Annotated in this window: 16 protein-coding genes and 1 pseudogene; 11 read left to right on the top strand and 6 right to left on the bottom strand. The window is 67.6% G+C overall.

Features of this window, described 5'->3' with window-relative positions; translation table 11 throughout:
- The first annotated feature begins 71 nt into the window (after positions 1 to 71).
- Together ASD77_RS06215 and ASD77_RS06210 are read left to right on the top strand one after the other, a co-directional pair.
- Complete coding sequence (locus ASD77_RS06215; RefSeq protein WP_055938874.1) at positions 72 to 1,250, top strand: benzoate/H(+) symporter BenE family transporter; 1,179 nt, start codon at positions 72 to 74, stop codon at positions 1,248 to 1,250.
- 126 nt (positions 1,251 to 1,376) lie between these two features.
- Positions 1,377 to 1,835 (top strand): PepSY domain-containing protein, encoded by a 459-nt coding sequence (locus tag ASD77_RS06210; RefSeq protein WP_055938872.1) that lies wholly within the window; start codon positions 1,377 to 1,379, stop codon positions 1,833 to 1,835.
- Between the two features lie 52 nt (positions 1,836 to 1,887).
- On the opposite strand, the gene ASD77_RS06205 is transcribed toward ASD77_RS06210, so the two are convergent.
- From ASD77_RS06205 to ASD77_RS06185, 4 genes and pseudogenes are all read right to left on the bottom strand, one after another.
- Positions 1,888 to 3,141 (bottom strand): TCR/Tet family MFS transporter, encoded by a 1,254-nt coding sequence (locus ASD77_RS06205; RefSeq protein ID WP_156383491.1) that lies wholly within the window; start codon positions 3,139 to 3,141, stop codon positions 1,888 to 1,890.
- A 190-nt stretch (positions 3,142 to 3,331) separates the two neighbouring features.
- Positions 3,332 to 5,436 (bottom strand): annotated as a pseudogene (locus ASD77_RS18445) (lytic murein transglycosylase).
- Between the two features lie 167 nt (positions 5,437 to 5,603).
- Positions 5,604 to 6,296, bottom strand: a complete 693-nt coding sequence (locus tag ASD77_RS06190; RefSeq protein ID WP_055938866.1) for a DUF2711 family protein — start codon at positions 6,294 to 6,296, stop codon at positions 5,604 to 5,606.
- A 52-nt stretch (positions 6,297 to 6,348) separates the two neighbouring features.
- Positions 6,349 to 6,771 carry a protease inhibitor I42 family protein gene (locus tag ASD77_RS06185; RefSeq protein WP_055938862.1) on the bottom strand — a complete coding sequence of 141 codons (423 nt, stop codon included), beginning with the start codon at positions 6,769 to 6,771 and terminating at the stop codon, positions 6,349 to 6,351.
- Between the two features lie 69 nt (positions 6,772 to 6,840).
- On the opposite strand from ASD77_RS06185, the gene queF reads away from it, so the two are divergent.
- The 5 genes from queF to ASD77_RS06160 all read left to right on the top strand — a co-directional run bounded on the left by queF (position 6,841) and on the right by ASD77_RS06160 (position 11,514).
- Complete coding sequence (gene queF / locus ASD77_RS06180) at positions 6,841 to 7,659, top strand: NADPH-dependent 7-cyano-7-deazaguanine reductase QueF (protein WP_055938859.1); 819 nt, start codon at positions 6,841 to 6,843, stop codon at positions 7,657 to 7,659.
- A gap of 107 nt (positions 7,660 to 7,766) precedes the next feature.
- Entirely contained in the window at positions 7,767 to 8,072 is a 306-nt protein-coding gene (locus tag ASD77_RS06175) for a LysM peptidoglycan-binding domain-containing protein (RefSeq protein WP_055938856.1), read from the top strand.
- A 34-nt stretch (positions 8,073 to 8,106) separates the two neighbouring features.
- Positions 8,107 to 8,589, top strand: coding sequence for a hypothetical protein (locus ASD77_RS06170; RefSeq protein ID WP_055938853.1), 483 nt, complete (start codon positions 8,107 to 8,109; stop codon positions 8,587 to 8,589).
- A gap of 254 nt (positions 8,590 to 8,843) precedes the next feature.
- Entirely contained in the window at positions 8,844 to 11,075 is a 2,232-nt protein-coding gene (locus ASD77_RS06165; protein WP_055938850.1) for an NADP-dependent isocitrate dehydrogenase, read from the top strand.
- A 91-nt stretch (positions 11,076 to 11,166) separates the two neighbouring features.
- Complete coding sequence (locus ASD77_RS06160) at positions 11,167 to 11,514, top strand: gamma-glutamylcyclotransferase family protein (protein WP_055938848.1); 348 nt, start codon at positions 11,167 to 11,169, stop codon at positions 11,512 to 11,514.
- Positions 11,515 to 11,609: 95 nt separating this feature from the next.
- Here ASD77_RS06160 and ASD77_RS06155 read toward each other — a convergent pair whose 3' ends face one another.
- The gene (locus tag ASD77_RS06155; RefSeq protein WP_055938845.1) at positions 11,610 to 11,834 is read right to left on the bottom strand and encodes a hypothetical protein; all 225 of its coding nucleotides are present in this window, start codon (positions 11,832 to 11,834) and stop codon (positions 11,610 to 11,612) included.
- A 109-nt stretch (positions 11,835 to 11,943) separates the two neighbouring features.
- On the opposite strand from ASD77_RS06155, the gene ASD77_RS06150 reads away from it, so the two are divergent.
- The 4 genes from ASD77_RS06150 (at position 11,944) to ASD77_RS06135 (ending at position 18,243) form a co-directional block, all read left to right on the top strand.
- Positions 11,944 to 12,822 carry a LysR substrate-binding domain-containing protein gene (locus ASD77_RS06150; RefSeq protein ID WP_055938842.1) on the top strand — a complete coding sequence of 293 codons (879 nt, stop codon included), beginning with the start codon at positions 11,944 to 11,946 and terminating at the stop codon, positions 12,820 to 12,822.
- A 30-nt stretch (positions 12,823 to 12,852) separates the two neighbouring features.
- Positions 12,853 to 14,562 (top strand): bifunctional isocitrate dehydrogenase kinase/phosphatase, encoded by a 1,710-nt coding sequence (gene aceK, locus ASD77_RS06145; RefSeq protein ID WP_055938838.1) that lies wholly within the window; start codon positions 12,853 to 12,855, stop codon positions 14,560 to 14,562.
- Between the two features lie 67 nt (positions 14,563 to 14,629).
- The gene (locus tag ASD77_RS06140) at positions 14,630 to 17,329 is read left to right on the top strand and encodes a bifunctional acetate--CoA ligase family protein/GNAT family N-acetyltransferase (protein WP_055938836.1); all 2,700 of its coding nucleotides are present in this window, start codon (positions 14,630 to 14,632) and stop codon (positions 17,327 to 17,329) included.
- Positions 17,326 to 18,243, top strand: coding sequence for a hypothetical protein (locus tag ASD77_RS06135; protein WP_055938833.1), 918 nt, complete (start codon positions 17,326 to 17,328; stop codon positions 18,241 to 18,243). The genes ASD77_RS06140 and ASD77_RS06135 overlap by 4 nt, the downstream gene beginning before the upstream one ends.
- 11 nt (positions 18,244 to 18,254) lie before the next feature.
- Here ASD77_RS06135 and ASD77_RS06130 read toward each other — a convergent pair whose 3' ends face one another.
- Positions 18,255 to 19,283: an NADP-dependent oxidoreductase gene (locus ASD77_RS06130; protein WP_055938830.1), complete on the bottom strand. Its 1,029-nt coding sequence runs from the start codon at positions 19,281 to 19,283 to the stop codon at positions 18,255 to 18,257.
- Between the last annotated feature and the right edge of the window lie 40 nt (positions 19,284 to 19,323).

Here is a 19,323-nt window from a genome sequence, read left to right as displayed (position 1 = left end):
TGGGAATGACGATCGGTGTTGGTTGAGAAAGCGTTCGCGACTTACGTCGCTCCCACATGAGGAACGGCTCCATGGACTCCACCCCACCCCGCCACCTGCTGAAAGACCTCTCCCTCTCCGCCATCGCCGCCGGCTTCGTCACCGTGCTGGTCGGTTTCGCGAGTTCGGCGGTGATCGTGTTCCAGGCGGCGCAATCGCTGGGTGCGTCGCCGGCGGAAATCAGTTCGTGGATGTGGGCGCTCGGCCTGGGCATGGGCCTGACCTGCATCGGGCTGTCGCTGCGCTACCGCATGCCGGTGGTGACGGCGTGGTCCACGCCTGGCGCCGCCATGCTGATCAGCAGCGCCGCCGGCTTGCCGCTGTCCGATGCGATCGGTGCGTTCCTGCTGTCGGCGCTGCTGATCGCGGTGTGCGGCTTTTCCGGTTTCTTCGAGCGGATGATCAGCCGCATCCCGGTGTCGCTGGCGTCGGGCATGCTGGCGGGCGTGCTGCTGCGTTTCGGCATCGATGCGTTCGCGGCGATGAAGACACAGCTGGGCATGGTGCTGACGATGTTCGCCGTCTACCTGCTCGCGCGTCGCCTGCTGCCGCGCTACGCGGTGATCCTCACGCTGCTGGTCGGCATCGCCTTCGCCGCGGGCCTTGGCCTGCTGCACGTGGATGGGCTGTCGCTGCAGCTGGCGACGCCGATCTTCATCGCACCGACGTTCTCGTTCGCGGCCGTGGTCGGTATCGCGCTGCCGTTGTTCATCGTGACCATGGCGTCGCAGAACGTGCCCGGCGTGGCGGTGATCCGCGCCTCCGGCTATCCAATCCCGATCTCGCCGGTGGTGGGCTGGACCGGCGTCGCCAACCTGCTGCTCGCACCGTTCGGTGCATTCGCGTTGAACCTCGCCGCGATCACCGCAGCGATCTGCATGGGCCGCGAGGCGCATGAGGACGCGTCGCGCCGCTACGTCGCCGCCATCGCCGCCGGCGTGTTCTATGTGGTGGTCGGCCTGTTCGGTGCGACGGTGGCGGCGCTGTTCGCGGCATTTCCGAAGGAACTGATCCTGGCCATTGCCGGCATTGCCCTGCTCGGCACGATCGGCAACAGTCTTGCCGCTGCGCTGCGCGAAGAAGGCGATCGCGAGCCGGCCCTGGTGACGTTCCTGGTGACGGCCTCGGGATTGTCGCTGGGCGGCATCGGTGCCGCGTTCTGGGGTCTGGTGGCGGGCGTGGTCACGCTGCTGGTACTGCGCCGTCGCTGAGCCGCGTTCGCGTTCGGCTCATGCAGGTGAACGTGGCGTGGAGTGTTCAGTTCCGCGGTGTCGAATTCACCTGCGGCTGATGCGGGCGTGGGCAGGATCTCCGCTCCATCCTTTCAGGAGATTCCCATGCGGACCATCCACCTTCGCCATCGTCTGTTGACCCTCGCCAGCTTGGCCGCCCTGTCGGGCGCCGCGTTCGCCCAGGCGCCCGCACCCACCGCCGGCAAGGATGCGATGAAGGAACCGCAGGTGCGCGCGCTGCTGACCGAGAAGGGCTACACCAACATCGATGACCTCGACTTCGAGGACGGCCAGTGGGAAACCGACGCCACCAGCGCCAACGGCGACCGCGTCGATGTGCGCATCAACCCAGCGTCCGGTGACGTGGTCGCCGAGAAGCTGGTGTCCAACCTCAGCGAGAACGACGTCAAGGCCAAGCTGGCCGCCGCCGGTTATTCCAAGATCCACGACGTCGACTTCGACGACGGCGTCTGGAAGGCCGAGGCCGAACGCGCCGACGGCAACGATGTGGAAATCCACCTGGCCGCCAACACCGGCGAGATCATCCACGTCGAGAACGATTGACCGGCACCCGCCATCGCCATGAAGAAGGCCGCCCTCGGGCGGCCTTCTCTTGTCAGGGTGTCGCCGACCGCGCCGGGCGGGCGAAGCGCCAGCCCACCAGCATGGCGCAGGCCAGCAGCGCGGCGGCCAGATACCAGGGCGCGCCCGGAATATGCGCCGGCGCGTCCGCACCGATGAAGACTGCGAAGGTGCCGGCGAACAGCAGCGGTCCGATCACGCCCGCCAGGCTGGCCAGACTCATCAGCGCGCCCTGCATGCGTCCCTGTTCGCGCTCGTCCACTTCACGGGTGATCAGCGCCTGCGTGGCCGGCGTTGCCAGCGCCCACAGCGCGCTGATCGGCAATCCGATCAGGAACGCCGCACCCACCGGTGCCCACCCATAGACGACGAAGCCAAGGGCGCCGCACGCCAGCCCGAGCAGCAGGGTGCGGCGTTCGCCGAGCCTCCTGACCACGCGCCCGACCAGCAGGGCATTGACGATCACGCTCAGCACACCCACCGCCGCCAGCACCCAGCCCACTTCCTTCGGTCCCCACTGGAAGCGGTAGCCGGCGAACAGCACGAACACGCTGGGATAGACGAAGTGCGCCAGATTGGCGATGAACACCACCGCGACCAGGCCAAGCACCTGCGGGTAGCGTTTCAACAGCACCAGTGAACCGAACGGGTTGGCATGCCGCCAGTCGATGCGGACGGTCCGCTTCTCCGGTGCCAAGGATTCCGGCAACACGAACCAGCCGTAGAGGAAGTTCAGCAGCGCCAGTGCCGCCGAGAACCAGAAGGGCAGACGCAGATCGATTTCGCCCAGCGCGCCGCCGATCAGCGGCCCGATCACGAAGCCCACGCCGAACGCGGCGCCGATCATGCCGAACGCCTGCGCGCGCTTCTCCGGGGGCGTGACGTCGGCGATGTAGGCATTGGCCGTGGTGAAGCTGGCCGAGAACATGCCCGAGAACACCCGCGCGAGCAGCAGCAACGGCAGCGTCCCGGCGACCGCCATCAGCACGAAGTCCACGCCCAGGCCCAGGCAGGAGAATAGGATCACCGGCCTGCGCCCGTAGCGATCCGACAGCGCACCCTGGATCGGCGAGCTGATGAACTGGATGGCATAGAAGACGGTGCCGAACACGCCCACCCACAGCGCCGCGCGGGCCGCATCGCCGCCGGTGAACTGCTTCACCAGGTCCGGCAACACCGGAATGATCACCCCGAACGACAGGATGTCGATCAGCACCGTAATGAAGATGAAGATCAGGGCGGCACGACGGCCGGCGTGGGCAGGAGCTTCGGCGTTCACGGACGGCACCGGCGAGAGGTGCGCAAGTGTAGGGCATGCCACCGGCCGTGGTGGAGGCTTCTTGTGGGAGCGACGTCAGTCGCGATCGCAACCCATGGCCGTCCCTGACGGCCGATTTCTGGAAGCCCTATCTCATCGTTGGCGACGTGCATAGCGGTGAGCATTCAATCGCGACTGACGTCGCTCCCACAGGTCGGTTCTACAGGACGGCCGCCGAGATCACGTGGCTCAGGCGATGGCGCTGGCCCGGCTCCAGTTCGATCGCATCGCTGCTGGCATTCGCGGCTTCCAGGCAGACGAAGCTGCGCCAGCCATCGTCCGGCATGTCGGCGATGGCGCGTGCGCCGGCGTCGCCCGGATTCCAGACCACCAGCGAGCGGCTGCCGAAGGTATCCAGCCGGATGCGGCGGCCACCGGCGGGATCGAGCAGGTCGAAGCGGTGGCCGGTGCCGGCATAGATGCGGTCGCTGCGGCCGGGGTCGCGCGGATCGTGCAGCGACCAGTCCCCCGCCTGCAGGTGCGTGCCGCCATCGTACTTGTCGTCGTAACGCAGGCCATCGAGTCCGGTAACCGTCACCTGCGCCGCATCGGCCACGCGGAAGTACGTATGCAGCGCCTGCGTCAGCCGATAAGGCGCATCGCCGCGATGCAGGGTGTCGATGCTCTGCCGCAGCTCGCGTCCGACATGGACCGACATCTGCAGTTCCAGCGGCACGCCATCGCGCAGCGGCAGCGCGAGCTTCAGCACGACAACGCCGTCCGTCTCGCGCTTCACCTCGGTCAACGGCCAGCGCGAGATGCGTGCATGGCCATGCTGGACCGCGTCGTCCACCTGTCCCTGCCTGCCGAAGTACGGCCAGCACACCGGCACGCCGCCGCGGATCGCCTTCGGCGGCAACGCGGTGTTGGGAGACACCCACAACAGATCGTCGAAGCCGGTCGGCACGAACGACAGCAGCTGTCCGCCGTGCAGGCTGATGCGCGCCACGGAGAACGGCGTCTCCACGCGCAGTACGTCGAGGTCGCGCCAGGTCTCGCGGGTCACGCCTTCGGGAAGGGCGTTCATGGCGGCGACGTCTCCGGCAACGCGACCGGCGGGCCGTCGGCCTTCAGCGCCGCCAGGATCTTCGTGCCCGCCCGACCGTCCGCCGGCTGCAGGCCCAGGCGCTGCTGTTCGATGACGATGGCGCGCCGCGTCTGCGTGCCGATCATGCCATCCACGGCGCCGATGGCATGGCCGCGCGCGAGCAGCAGCGTCTGCAGCTCACGCCGTTGCGGTCGGCCGATCCCCGGATCGTCGGTCGGCCAGCGGGCCACCAGTCCGCTGCCGCCGCGCAGGCGATCGGCCAGCAGCGCGATGGCCAGCGCGTAGCTTTCCGCGGCGTTGTACGAATAGATCGCGTCGTAGTTCTTGAACACGACGAAGGCCGGGCCCGCGGCGCCGGTCGGCACGAGCACGGCGGCGTTGCGGTCGTCGGCCGGCAACGGCTGGCCATCGATGCGGGCAATGCCCTGCGCCACCCACTGCGTCAGCGGTTTGCGGTTCGTACGGCCGGCCTGGGCAAGGTCGAAGCTGGCCGGCAGCGTCACTTCGTAGCCCCACGGCTCGCCGGTGCGCCAGCCGGACTTCACCAGGTAGTTTGCCGTGGACGCCAACGCGTCCGGGATGCTGTCGATCAGGTTGCGCCGGCCGTCGCCATCGAAGTCGACCGCAATGCGTTCGTAGGTGCTGGGCATGAACTGCGTATGCCCGAACGCGCCGGCCCAGGAGCCGTTCAATCCGTCGACCCGCACGTCGCCGGCCTGCAGCAGTTTCAGCGTGGTCAGGAATTCGCCACGGAAGAACGCCTGCCGCCGGCCGAAGCACGACAGCGTGGACAGCGACACCAGCAGCGGGCGCTTGCCGAACACGCGGCCGTAGTCACTTTCCACGCCCCACACGGCGACGACAGTGGCGGGGTCCACGCCATAGGCCTGCGACACGCGGCCCAGCAGTTCCGCATGCGTCGCCAGCATCGCCTGCCCGTCCGCCACGCGCTGGTCGTCGACCAACGCGGCCAGGTAGTCCCACAACGGCGTGGTGAACTCCGGCTGCGCATCCAGCAGGTCGAGCACGCTCATGTCGGCGGCCAGGTCGTTCGTGTAGGTATCGAAGCTGGCCGTCGTGATGCCCTGCTTCTCGGCAGCGCTGCGCAGGCTGCTCATGCAGGTGGTGAAGACGGGGTTGGCCCTAGGCGCCGTCGCCTCGGCGACTGGAACGGACACAGGGGGTTCCGTCGTCTGCGCGACAGCCGGCAAGGCCATCGCCATGGAGAACAACAGGGACAACGGACTGAGCCTCATCGCGGGCTCCTTGACTGTGGGGAAGCACCACTTTGCCCCGAGCCGACGAGGAAGCCAAGCCAGAATCAACGCGCCGAATCCGCGCCACGCGGAGCACCCTCGCGTAAAGACGGAGCGTCCGCCCATGATCAGCGAGGAGGGAGACTCCAGTAGATCTCCGTTTCCGGGGAGCAATAGAAGCCCTCCAGCACTTCATGCACCTTCAGATCGTGCAAGGTTTCCGTCGACGAACAGAGGAGCGTGAAATGGCTATCCCAGTGGACCGTCCACAGCAGGCTCCGGTCGGGCGTGTGGATGTTGCAGTGGGAGGGCAGCCTCGCCTTGCCGGCAAGCAGTTCACTGATCGTGCAAGTCTTGGACTCCTCCCCGAACTCATCCGTCACTACGACAACCGGGGACCCCGCCTTGTCTTCGAACATCCGCATTACCGTCGCGAACATGAGCTCGGGGTGATGTCCCTCGGCAGGAGGGACGATGCCGGCATCCTCAACGCAGGATGCCAGTTTTTGCGCCAGGTCCTTCCTCAGAAGGTGATCGCGAAGGCCAAGAATGGATGTCCTCAGCGCAATGTCGATCTCCTCGATCGACGCAAAGCCTCCAAGCTTCTGGACCTCGGCCCACGTGACCGGTGCGCACGCTGCCACAATCGTCGGGTGGTCCGGATAAGTCTCCGGACAGAACAGCTCAAGGGAGATGGACACCGGCCTGATGAAGGGCGAAAGCGCGACGTACACCGCCTCGTACTCGCCAGCATAGTGTTCGAGGATTCTTCCGTCCTGGGGGCACCACACTGACGAGTGAGAAATCATCGAGCGACTCATCCGACCACCTTGCCGTTCCGCAACAGGCTGGCCATGGCAACGGCCCGCAGGTTCATTCGACCACGACAACGTATTCCACCACCTCCACCGGCGGCACCGTCTCCCACGGCCGCCGGTAGACCATCCGCACGGTGGCCTCGCCCGGCTTCTCCGCGCGCAGCCACCAGCGCGCGAGCGCGGGCGCTCCGGGCATCGGCGGTTGCGTGTCCATCGGCGGCGGCGTGGCCGGGCCGGTGGTCCGGGCCAGCACGGGTGCCCCGTCCGACGTGAATTCCCACTGGTAGCCGGTGCTGGCATTGGCCATCAGGGCAATCTCGAACACCTGGCCCACCCGCATCGACACCGGGGCGTCTCCTTGTGGACGGACCAGCCCGTCATCCGGCAGCGCACCCGGCGGCGGACCGCTGCCGATGGCGGGCCCACTGGCGCAGGCGCACAGCAGCACGCACAGGCCGGTCAGCAGCAGTGATCGCATGGTCGTGTCCTTTCGGGAAACGCCGCCGTTATACACCTCGGCTTTAGGGCCCGTCCGTAAAATGACCGCATGAACAACACCCCCCAGGATTCCTCGCTGGGTCGCGAAGTCGCGTATCCCGCGCACTACGACCCCACCCTGCTGTTCTCGATCCCGCGCCAGGCCGCGCGGGACGAGATCGGCATCACCGCCGACGCCTTGCCCTTCGTCGGCCACGACCGCTGGCATGGCTACGAACTCAGCTGGCTCGATGCCCGCGGCAAGCCGCGCGTCGCCACGGCCACCTTGACCGTGCCGTGCACATCGCCGTGCCTGATCGAATCGAAGTCGCTCAAGCTTTACCTCAACTCGCTCAACAGCACCCGCTTCAACAGTGATGCCGCCGTGCTGGAACGCATCGCCACCGACCTGTCCGCGCGCGCGGGGGCGGACGTGCAGGTGGTGTCCGGACTTCCCCCGATGGCCAATGCGCCGGAGGGCGAATCGATCGATGGACTGGATGTCGAGATCGATCATTACGGTCCGCCGCGCGCCGAGTTCCTGGCCGCGGATCCAGAGGTGCAGGTCGAGGAAACGCTGTCGTCCGAACTGCTGAAGTCGAACTGCCCGGTCACCGGCCAGCCCGACTGGGCCACGGTGGTGATCCGTTATCGCGGCCCACGCATCGACCGTGTCGAACTGCTGCGTTACCTGGTGAGCTTCCGCGACCACGCCGAGTTCCACGAGCAGTGCGTCGAACGGATTTTTCACGACGTGCTGGCGCACTGCCGTCCCGCGTCGCTGTCGGTCGAAGCGCGTTACACACGCCGCGGCGGTCTGGACATCAATCCGTGGCGCGCGACGGCGGATCTGGAAGCGCCGCCGATGCAGCGCGACCTACGACAGTAAAGTTACTCACGTAACAATAGAGCTGTTTTCACATTCGCGCTATGGATTCTTAACAGAGCGCGTGCAAGGCTTGCGCATCCTACAGCCCGCCAGGAAGGGTGGTTGCAATGAGCACAGAAAAGAAGGCCGACTTCTCTGGCGTCACCGCCGGTGTGGACAGCACGGCTCCACAAGTTGAGAAAGCTGATTTCTCCGGCGTAACGGCTCGCGTGGACAGCACTGCCGAAATCGTGGGGGAGCAGACCTACACCATCGAGAAAGGCGACACGCTCTCCAAGATCGCGAAGGAACATCTCGGCAGCGCGAATGCGTGGAAGCAGATCTTCGAAGCCAACCGCGACACCATCGAGGATCCGGACCGCATTTTCCCCGGACAGGTCATCAAGCTGCCGCCCAAGCCCGCCGAAGCCTGATCGCCACTCCCCTTCATCCACAAGGATCGAACCCATGAAGCAGACCCGTATTTCCTACGCCCTGGCCATCGCGCTGGTCGGCACCATCGCCGTCGCCGGCTGCAAGAAGAAGGAAGAACCCGTCGTCGCGCCGCCGGCCGCTGTCGAGCCCGCTCCGGCACCGGCCGAGCCCGCTCCCGCCCCGATGCCGGTCAGCGCCACCAGCGTCACCGTCGGCAACACCGCTGCCGCGGACAAGTCGGTCGCCGCCGTTGGCATGTTTGGCGTGAAGGACAAGATCATCGTGTCGGTGAAGACCGATGCGGCGACGCCGGCCAACGCTGCGATCGACGCAAAGTTGACGTTCCAGGACGGTCAGGTGGCCGGCCAGCAGACGGCCACTGTCGTGGCAGGTGGCGTGGACACGACCAACATCGAATTCTCCAACACCAATGCCTGGCCCGCCGGCAAGTACAAGGTCGACGTGACCTTGAACGGTCAGCCGGTCGGTATGACCCAGGAAATCGAGGTCAAGTAATCGCGGTATCCGTCTCTCTCCCACGTGTGTGTGGGGCAAGCTCGGGCGTGGAGAAATCCACGCCCGCTTTTTTTGCGCGTCATCCGCGGGCGGGCCACTCCGTCCACGCGCGCCGCAGGCCCGCCGCGGCTGTCCCGGGACACGCATGGCGCCAGCGCCGGCATCCATACCCCTTCGTTTTGCCCTGCGTGCGATGGCGCGCGACAATGGCGCGCTGAATTCCCCGTCGCCCCTTGTCGAGAGTCCTGATCCCCATGTCGGATACGCCCCGCATCATCTACACCCTCACCGATGAAGCCCCGTTCCTCGCCACCCAGTCGCTGCTGCCGATCGTCGAGGCGTTCACCGCCCCCGCCGGCATCGCCGTGGAGACCCGCGACATCTCGCTGGCCGGCCGCCTGCTGTCGCAGTTCCCCGAATACCTGAGCGACGCGCAGAAGATCAGCGACGACTTGGCCGAGCTGGGCCAGCTGGCCACGCAGCCGGAAGCCAACATCATCAAGCTGCCCAACATCAGCGCCTCGGTGCCGCAGCTGAAGGGCGCGATCAAGGAACTGCAGTCGCAGGGCTATCCGCTGCCGGACTATCCCGACGAGCCGAAGGACGACAAGGAAAAGGACGCCAAGGCGCGCTACGACAAGGTCAAGGGCAGCGCGGTGAACCCCGTGCTGCGCGAGGGCAACTCGGACCGCCGCGCGCCGCTGTCGGTGAAGAACTTCGCCCGCAAGCACCCGCACCGCATGGGCGCGTGGAGCGCCGATTCGAAGTCGCACGTCGCGCACATGACGGCCGGCGACTTCTTCGGCAGCGAGCAGTCCGCCACGCTGGCCGCCGATGGCGCGCTGAAGATCGAACTGGTCGCCACCGACGGCACGGTGACCGTGCTGAAGGACAAGGTGAAGGTGAAGGCCGGCGAGATCGTCGATGCCGCGTCGATGAGCCGCAAGGCGCTGGCCACGTTCGTCGCCGCCGAGATCGCCGATGCCAAGGCCAAGGGCGTGCTGTTCTCGCTGCACCTCAAGGCCACGATGATGAAGGTCTCCGACCCCATCATGTTCGGCGTGGTGGTCAACGAGTTCTACAAGGCCGCGCTGGCCAAGCATGCCGCGGTGCTGGATCAGATCGGCTTCGACGCCAACAACGGCATCGGCGACCTGTACGCGCGCCTGGGTACGCTGCCCGCCGACCAGCAGGAGGCGATCAGGGCCGACCTGCAGGCCGTCTATGCCGACAGCGCCGCGCTGGCGATGGTGAACTCCGACAAGGGGATCACCAACCTGCACGTGCCCAGCGACGTGATCGTCGACGCCTCGATGCCGGCGATGATCCGCGACTCCGGCAAGATGTGGAACGCCGACGGCAAGCTGCAGGACACCAAGGCGGTGATCCCGGACCGCTGCTACGCCGGCATCTACCAGGCCGTCATCGACGACTGCCGTGCCCACGGCGCGTTCGACCCCGCCACGATGGGCAGCGTGCCCAACGTCGGCCTGATGGCGCAGAAGGCCGAGGAATACGGCAGCCACGACAAGACGTTCCAGATTCCCGCCGACGGCCGCGTGCGCGTTACCGACGACGCCGGCAAGGTGGTGTTCGACATGAAGGTGGACGCGGGCGACATCTGGCGCATGTGCCAGACCAAGGACGCGCCGATCCAGGACTGGGTGAAGCTGGCCGTCGGTCGCGCGCGTCTGAGCAAGACCCCCGCGATCTTCTGGCTGGACAAGGACCGCGCGCACGACGCGCAGGTGATCGCCAAGGTCGAGCAGTACCTGAAGGACTACACCATCGACACGCTCGACATCCGCATCCTGCCGCCGGTCGAGGCCATGAAGGTGTCGCTGGAGCGCACGCGCAAGGGCGAGGACACCATCTCGGTGACCGGCAACGTGCTGCGCGACTACCTGACCGACCTGTTCCCGATCATGGAGCTGGGCACCAGCGCCAAGATGCTCTCGATCGTGCCGCTGATGGCCGGGGGCGGCCTGTTCGAGACCGGCGCCGGCGGCTCCGCGCCGAAGCACGTGCAGCAGTTCGTGGAAGAGGACTACCTGCGCTGGGACTCGCTGGGCGAGTTCCTGGCGCTGGCGGCGTCGCTGGAACACCTGGGCCAGCGCTACCTCAACACGCCGGCCAAGGTGCTGGCCAACGCGCTGGACGTGGCCAACGGCCGCATCCTCGACGAGAACCGCTCGCCCGCGCGCAAGGTCGGCGAACTCGACAACCGCGGCAGCCACTTCTACCTGGCCCTGTACTGGGCGCAGGCGCTGGCCGCGCAGGACGAGAACGCCGAACTGAAGGCGACGTTCGCCCCGCTCGCGCAGGCGCTGGCCGACAACGAAGCGACCATCCTCGCCGAGTTGAACGGCGCGCAGGGCAAGGCGATCGACATTGGCGGCTATTACCATCCGGACCTGGCGAAGACCGCCGCCGCGATGCGTCCCAGCGAGACGTTCAACGACGCACTCGCGACGCTGTCGGCCTGACGCCAGGCGCACGGCGGCGGCATCCGACGCCCGGCACTTCGCCGGGCGTCGTGTTTCCGCCCCCCCCTTGTTAGGCACCGGTATCGACACGATGGACGACACCCGCGACATCCTGCTGTTCTCCTACGGCACCTTGCAGCTGGAGAGTGTGCAGCTGTCCTCGTTCGGCCGTCGCCTCGACGGCGAGCCGGATGCGATGACGGGCTATGCGCGGACGATGGTGGAGATCACCGATCCGGCCGTGCTGGCAGCAAGCGGCGAGCGCTTCCATCCCATCGTCAGCCCCAGCGGGAATCCGGCCGATGACGTCGCCGGCACGGTCTTCCGCATCAGCGCCGATGAACTCGCCGCCGCCGATCGTTACGAGGTCGCGGATTACCGGCGCGTGCAGGTGCGCCTGAAGTCCGGCCGTGATGCCTGGGCCTACGTGAAGGCGTGAGTGCTACATGGCAATCGGTGTGGGAGCGACGTCAGTCGCGATGGAACGTCGCGGTAGCCCATCGCGACTGACGTCGCTCCCACAAGAGAATACGCTCAGCGGAACAGCGACAGCGAGGTCATCGCGCGCAGGCGCCGCGCGGTCAGCCGCTGGAGAGCTTCGCGATGCCTTGCCTGACCTGCCGCGTCGTGCACGTGGTGCCGGGGCGCGGAGGCCGGCGGCGGCGAATCCGTCGGGACGACATGCCCCTGCAAAAACAGCATGCCCTGACTCATGCCGCCCAGCTGCTGCCACCACTGCTTTTTCGTATCCGACTGCATGACATCGCTCCGAGTCGCCGGTCTCCGGCTTGAAGGCTTACCAAGCTAGGCGCATGATCGGTCCCGAAAAAGCGAAAGCTCCGCAACCCAGCCTTGAGGGAGATTCAAGATGAGCAGGCTGCCCCTGGACCAGGTGGAGGCCTTCGTCACCGCCGCCCGCCTGCGCAACCTGACCCGCGCGGCGGAAGCCATGCACCTGACCGTCAGCGCGCTGAGCCATCGCATGCGGCTGCTGGAACAGCGGCTGGGCCACAAGCTGCTGGCACGTGGGCCACGCGGCGTGGAGCTGACGCCGGACGGTCAACGGCTGTTCGATGCGATCTCCGGCCCGCTCGACACCATCGACCATGCCCTGCGTCGCGCGACGCTGCGCAACGACCACACCGTCACGCTCAGCCTGATCCCGTCGATGGCCACCGCGTGGCTGGTGCCACGCCTGCCCGCCTTCCTCGCCGCGCATCCGGAACTCGGGCTCAACCTGCAGTCGAGCACGCACGTGGTCGATTTCGAGCGCGAACCCGTCGACCTTGCGCTTCGCCTCGGCAACGGCCGCTGGCCGACCGTGCACGCCGAGTTCCTGTTCCACGAATGGATCACGCCGGTGGCCAGCCCGGCGCTGGCCAGGAAGCACGGCAAGCCGGCGCCTGACCAGATGGCGAAGCTGCCGCTGCTCGGCGATCCGGCCAACCGCTGGAAGGACTGGTTCGAGCATTTCGGCGGGCAGCCGCCCACGCGCTACGTGGCGCAGTTCGACGACACCGAGACGTTGCACCAGGCCGCGGCGCAAGGGGTCGGCGTGGCGCTGGCGCGCTGGACATTGGCCGAGCCGCTGGTGAAGGCGGGCCGGCTGGTGACGCTGACGAAGAAGCGGCTGCAGGCGGACTTCGCGCATTACCTGGTCTATCCGGAGCGCAGCCTGGCGCATCCGGGCTTCCGCAAGGTGCGCGGCTGGCTGCTGGAGCAGGCGGGCATTGCGGTGGAGCGATGACTCCAGCGGGCGCCGGCTAACATCGCACGCATGGTCCACGACGATGCCATCGCCCGCCTGATCCACGACGCGTTCGCGGACTACCACGCGCGGTTCGCGGCGATCACCCGGCGCGCGAAAATCCGGTTCGAGACGATGGACTGGGCCGGCGCGCGCGCCGATGCGGTCGAACGCATCGAACTGTACGACCAGTGCATTGCCGAGTGTGCGTTGCGGCTGCAGTCCACGCTGCTGGGACGCGCGCACGAGCGCACGCCCTGGATCGCGGCGCGCGCCGCTTTCGAGCGGATGGTCGCCGGCCAGATCGACCGCGAGCTCTACAAGACCTTCTACAACACGCTGAGCCGGCGGTTCTTCCGCACGCGCGGCGTCGATCCGTCGCTGGAGTTCGTGGCGCTGGACGTGGAGCCGACCGACGCCATCACCCATCCGGTCGCGCGCCACAGTTATGCCGTGTCCGAACAACGGCCGACCGATACGTTCGCGCGCGTGCTCGGCGACTACGGGTTCGACGTGCCCTACGCCCACCGCACGCGCTGCGCTGCGGCGATTGCCGTGCGCCTGCAGGACGACCTGGCGCACTGGGGCGCCCATCCCGTGCGTGGCATCGAGCTGCTGGACACCGTGTTCTACCGCGAACGGCGCGCCTACCTGGTCGGTCGCGTCTACGGCGAACACCGCTTCTCGCCCTGTGTCATTGCGCTGGTCAACGACGGCGGGCAGCTGAAGGCCGAGGCCGTGCTGACCCATCGCGGCGACGTGGCGCACCTGTTCGGCACGTCGCGCAGCTACTTCCATGCCGACCTGGCAACGGTCGGCGATGCGGTGGTGTTCCTGCGTTCGCTGCTGCCGGGCAAGCCGATCGACGAGATCTACACCGTGCTCGGCCGCGCCAAGCAGGGCAAGACCGAGCGCTACCGCACCTTCTTCCACCACTTCGCCGCGCACCCGGACGAGCGCCTGGTGCATGCCGAAGGCACGCCCGGCATGGTGATGGCCGTGTTCACGCTGCCCAGCTATCCGCTGGTATTCAAGGTGATCCGCGACCGCTTCGCCTATCCCAAGGCGATGAGCCGGCAGGACGTGGAGGACAAGTACGACCTGGTGTTCCACCTCGACCGCGTGGGCCGGCTGCTGGACACGCAGGCGTTCCGCTTCCTGCGCTTCCCGCGCGCGCGCTTCGCGCCGGAACTCCTGCATGAGCTGCGCGAAAGCTGCGGCCAGAGCCTCAGCGAGGACGGCGAGGACCTGGTCATCCACCTGTGCTACGTGCAGCGCCGGCTGCGGCCGCTGAACCTGTACCTGCGCGAGCAGAAGGCCGACGCCGCCCGCACCGCCGCGCTCGACTACGGCCAGGCCATCAAGGACATGGCGCGCAACAACATCTTTCCCGGCGACATGCTGCTGAAGAACTTCGGCGTATCGCGGCATGGGCGCGTGGTGTTCTACGACTACGACGAACTGCGGCTGGTGACCGACTGCCGCTTCCGCGACTGGCCGCAGGCGACGACGTACGAGGAACAGATGGCGGATGGCCCGTGGTTCCACGTCGATGCCGGCGATGTCTTTCCCGAGCGCTTTCCGCAATTCCTCGGCCTGCCGGAGGCGCAGGCGAAGGCGTTGAAGGCCGCGCATGGCGAACTGTTCCGTCCGGCGTGGTGGCGCGACCTCCAGTCGCATCTCGCCGCCGGCGATTATCCGGATACTGCGCCGTACCCGGACGCCTTGAAGCTGGCGTGACCCCCCGCACGCGCGCGCAACACGCTCCGCGCTACCCTTGACGGCACCCGGAGAACGCCGTCCCGCCATGAGCACCTACCGCCTCGATTCGATCTTCCGACCGCGCGCCGTGGCGGTGGTGGGCAGCCAGTCGCGGCCGCGCTCGGTGGGCCGTGCGGTGATCGAGAACCTGCGCGCCGGTGGCTTCGAGGGCCAGATCGGGCTGGTGAACAAGCATCCGACGCCGATGGAGGGCGTGGCGACGGTGCGACATCTGCGCGACCTGCCGTGGACGCCGGACCTGGTAGTGATTGCCACGCCGGCGGCAACGGTGCCGCAACTGGCAGCCGAGGCGGCGGAGAAAGGTGCCGGTGCGGTGGTGGTGCTGACCGCGGCGATGGGCAGCGGACCCGGCTCGCCCGCCGGGCAGCTCGAAGCGCTCACGCGCGAGAAAGGCTTGCGCGTGCTCGGCCCGAACTGCCTGGGCGTGATCGCGCCGCACGCGCGCCTCAACGCCAGTCTGGCCAGCCGCTTCCCGAAGGCCGGCGACCTCGCGCTGATTTCGCAATCGGGTGCGATCTCCGGTGGGCTGGTCGAGTGGAGCATGAGCCAGCCGGTCGGCTTCTCCGCCGTGGTGTCGCTGGGCGATGCGCTGGACGTGGACTTCGCCGACCTGCTGGACTACTTCGCCACCGATCACCGTACCCGCGCGATCCTGCTGTACGTGGAAGCGATCCGCGACGCGCGCAAGTTCATGTCGGCCGCGCGCGCCGCCGCGCGTACCAAACCGGTCGTCGTGGTGAAGTCCGGGCACAGCGGCCGCGCCCAGGTCACGCCCGCCGGCAGCACGCATACGCAGAACCTGGCACGCCCGAATGCGGTGTACGGCGCCGCGTTCCGCCGTGCCGGCCTGCTGCGCGTGCGCTCGCTGCACGAACTGTTCGCCGCCGCGCGCACGCTGGGGCAGGTGCGTCCGTTCCGCGGCCGCCGGCTGGCGATCCTGACCAACGGCGGCGGCGTGGGCGCGCTGTCGGTCGATCATCTGTACGAACAGGGCGGCACGCTGGCCACGCTGTCCGATGCCACGCGCGATGCGCTCGACCGCATCCTGCCCGTCGGCTGGTCGCGCACCAATCCGGTCGACCTGCTGACCGACATCGATGCCGACCGCTACGCCGCCACGATCGAGGCGCTGATCGCCGACCCGGAAAACGATGCGCTGCTCGCGGTCAACGTGCCGACCGTGCTGTCGTCATCGTCTGAGGCCGCGCATGCGGTCACCCGCGTGCTGTCGCAGCGTCCGGCACAGGGCCCGCACAAACCGGTGTTCACCGTCTGGCTGGGCAACGACCCGCAGGCCGAAGCGCTGCTCGATGCCGCGCAGATCCCGCGCTATCCGAACGAGTCGGATGCCGTGGCCGGCTTCATGCACCTGGTGCGCCACCGCGAGGTGCAGGCGGCATTGATGGAAACGCCGCCCAGCCTGCCGGAGGATTTCAGCCCCGATGTCGGCGCTGCTCGCGCGCTCGTCGATACCGCACTGGATGCCGGCCAGGCCTGGCTGGATCCGCTCGCGACCACGCAGCTGCTCGCCGCCTACGGCATCCCGATGGCGCCCGTCTGGCGCGCGACCGATGCGGAGGACGCGGCCCGTATCGCGGCGCCATTGCTGGCGGAGGGGGTCACCGTGGCGGTGAAGATCCTGTCGCCCGACATTCCGCACAAGTCCGACGTCGACGGCGTGCGCCTCAATCTTCCCCATGCGAATGCCGTGCGCGAAGCGGCGGCCGGCATCCTGCAGCGCGCGCGCGAACGCCGACCGGACGCGCGGATCGAGGGCGTAATGGTGCAGCCCACGGTGCTGCGGCCGAAAGCGCGCGAACTGATCGCCGGCATCGCCGACGATCCGGTGTTCGGGCCGGTCATCGCCTTCGGTCGTGGCGGCACAGCGGTGGAAGTGATCAACGACCAGGCGGTCGCCTTGCCGCCGCTGGACCTGCGCCTGGCGCACGAACTGATCGCACGCACCCGCGTGTCGCGCGTGCTGAAGGCCTACCGCGACGTGCCGGCCGCCGACGAGCGCGCCGTCGCCCTGGTGCTGGTGAAACTGGCGCAGCTGGCCGCCGACATCCCCGAGATCCACCAGCTCGACATCAACCCGCTGCTGGCCGACCGCGACGGCGTGGTCGCCGTGGACGCACGCATCGCGGTGGCGCGCGGCCGTGCGCTGCACAAGGGTCGCGGCCATCCGCGCTTCGCGATCTTCCCGTATCCGACCGAATGGGAACGCACGATCCCGCTCGCCGATGGCCGGGCTGCGCTGGTACGGCCGGTGCGGCCGGAAGACGATGCGATGTTCCGCGCCTTCTTCACCCACGTCACCGATGAAGACCTGCGTCTGCGGTTCTTCCAGTCGGTGCGCCACTTCAGCCATGAATTCATCGCCCGCCTGACCCAGCTGGACTACGCCCGCTCGATCGCGCTGGTGGCGATCCATCCCGACACGCACGAGATGCTCGGCGCGGTGCGCCTGCACGCCGACGCCAACTACGAGAAGGGGGAGTACGGCATCCTCGTGCGCTCGGACCTCAAGGGCCACGGCATCGGCTGGAAGCTGATGCAGATCATGATCGAGTACGCGCAGTGGCAGGGCCTGAAGCTCATCGAAGGCCAGGTGCTGCGCGAGAACCGCACCATGCTGGCCATGTGCGAAAGCCTGGGCTTTCGCGTGAAGCTGGACCCGGAGGATCCCACGCTGATGCTTGTCAGCCTGCCGGTGCCGGCATGACGCGCCGTGCCACGCTCGTTGCGGTATCGGTGGCGCTGCTGGCGCTGGCTATCGGGATCAGCGTATGGCAGCGCACGCGTCCCGCGCCCCGCGTCTTGTCCGCCCCCGTACCGGCTGCGCGTATTCCGGAAGCGTCGACGCTGCTGCAGACGCCGCATTACCGTGTCCATAGCACCGCTACGCCAGCGCAGACGCAGCAGGTGGCGGAAGCGGTCGAGAGTTTGCATGCGGCATACATGGCACTGTTCGGCGACCATGTCCGCGCCTCGACTCGACCACTCACGCTCGTGCTGTACGCCGATCGCGAGGAGTTCCAGCGCAACAATCGCAGCCGGCCCTGGGCCGAGGCCTACTATCTGCGGCCGGCCTGCTACGCCTATTACGGTGGCGGCAGGGAGAACCCGCATCACTGGATGCTGCATGAGGCGGTGCATCAGTTGAACACCGAGGTCGCCGGCTGGCGGCTGCCCGCGTGGGCCAACGAAGGTGTCGCCGGCTACCTGGGCGCGAGCTGGCTGGAGGACGGCGTGCTGACGCCGGGTCGCAGCGATCCGGCGACCTATCCGATCTGGTGGCTGTCGCGCATGGGACTGACGGGAAGCCTGCAGGAGGATGCGGCCGCCGCCCGCTTCATTCGGTTGCGCGACCTGCTGGAGGGTCGGGGCCCGGGCATCGACCGGCACGTCAATCTGTACTACCTCCACTACTGGGACCTGACGCACTTCCTCTTCCACTACGAGAACGGCAGGTATGCAGCCGCCTACAAGCAACTGCTCGCTCGCGGCGCGTCGACACCCGACTTCGAGCGCCTGATCGGACCGATCGAAGAAATCGAAGAAGCCTGGTACGCGTACATGCTGGATGCCATCGCGACGATGCAGACCTACGAGGCCGATAACGGCATCGAGCGCTGAGTCGCAGCGCGCTACAGCTTCACCACCACCTTGCCGAAATTCTCGCCACGCAGCAGGCCGATCAGCGCACGCGGTGCGTTTTCCAGGCCCTCCACGATGTCCTCGCGGTAGCGGATCTTTCCTTCGGTGAGCCAGCCACCCATCTCGCGCAGGAACTGCGGGTACAGCGCGATGAAGTCGTGCTGGATGAAGCCGCGCACGGTCAGGTGGCGGGTGAGGATGTGGCTCATCAGCATCGGCATGCGGTCGGGCCCGGCCGGCAGCGCGGTGTCGTTGTAATGCGCGACCAGTCCGCAGACCGGGATGCGGGCGAAATCGTTGAGCAGTGGCAGGACGGCGTCGAACACCGCACCGCCGACGTTCTCGAAGTACACATCGATGCCGTCCGGACACGCGGCGCGCAGCTGGTCGGCGAAGTCGGGCGCGCGATGGTCGAGCGCGACGTCGAAGCCGAGTTCGTCGCGCAGGTAGACGCGCTTGGCCTCGCCTCCGGCGATGCCCACCGCACGCGCGCCCTGCAGCTTCGCGATCTGGCCGACGGTGGCGCCGACCGGGCCGCTGGCAGCGGCGACCACAACGGTCTCGCCGGGCTGCGGCTTGCCGATTTCGTGCAGGCCGACGTACGCGGTGAAGCCCGGCATGCCGTAGACACCCAGCGCGGTGGTCAGTGGCGCGACCTTAGCGTCCAGCTTTCGCTTCAGCAGCTTGCCGTCGGCCACTGCGTGCGTTTGCCAACCCCCGTGCGCCAGCACCATGTCGCCGACATGCAGATCGGGATGCCGCGAGGCGATGACCTCCGATACCGTGCCGCCGTCCATCACCTCGCCGATCTCGACCGGCTTGGCGTACGAGCGCCCGGCATTCATCCGCCCGCGCATGTAGGGGTCCAGCGACAGGTAGTGGTTGCGCAGCAGCACCTGACCTTCTGCAGGCTCGGGCAGGGGCGCGTGTTCGAGGCGGAAGTCGTCCGCGATCGGCTCGCCCCGCGGGCGCGCGGCCAGCACGATGCGGGTGTTGCGGTCAGCCTCGTGGTCGGCCATGTCGCGGCTCCGGTATCGACGATGCCTGCAGTCTAGCGAC

Source organism: Pseudoxanthomonas sp. Root65 (genome assembly GCF_001427635.1).
In the GTDB taxonomy this organism is placed as follows: domain Bacteria; phylum Pseudomonadota; class Gammaproteobacteria; order Xanthomonadales; family Xanthomonadaceae; genus Pseudoxanthomonas_A.
Note: the sequence above shows the minus strand (reverse complement) of the source record. Positions and strands in the feature narration are given on the sequence as shown.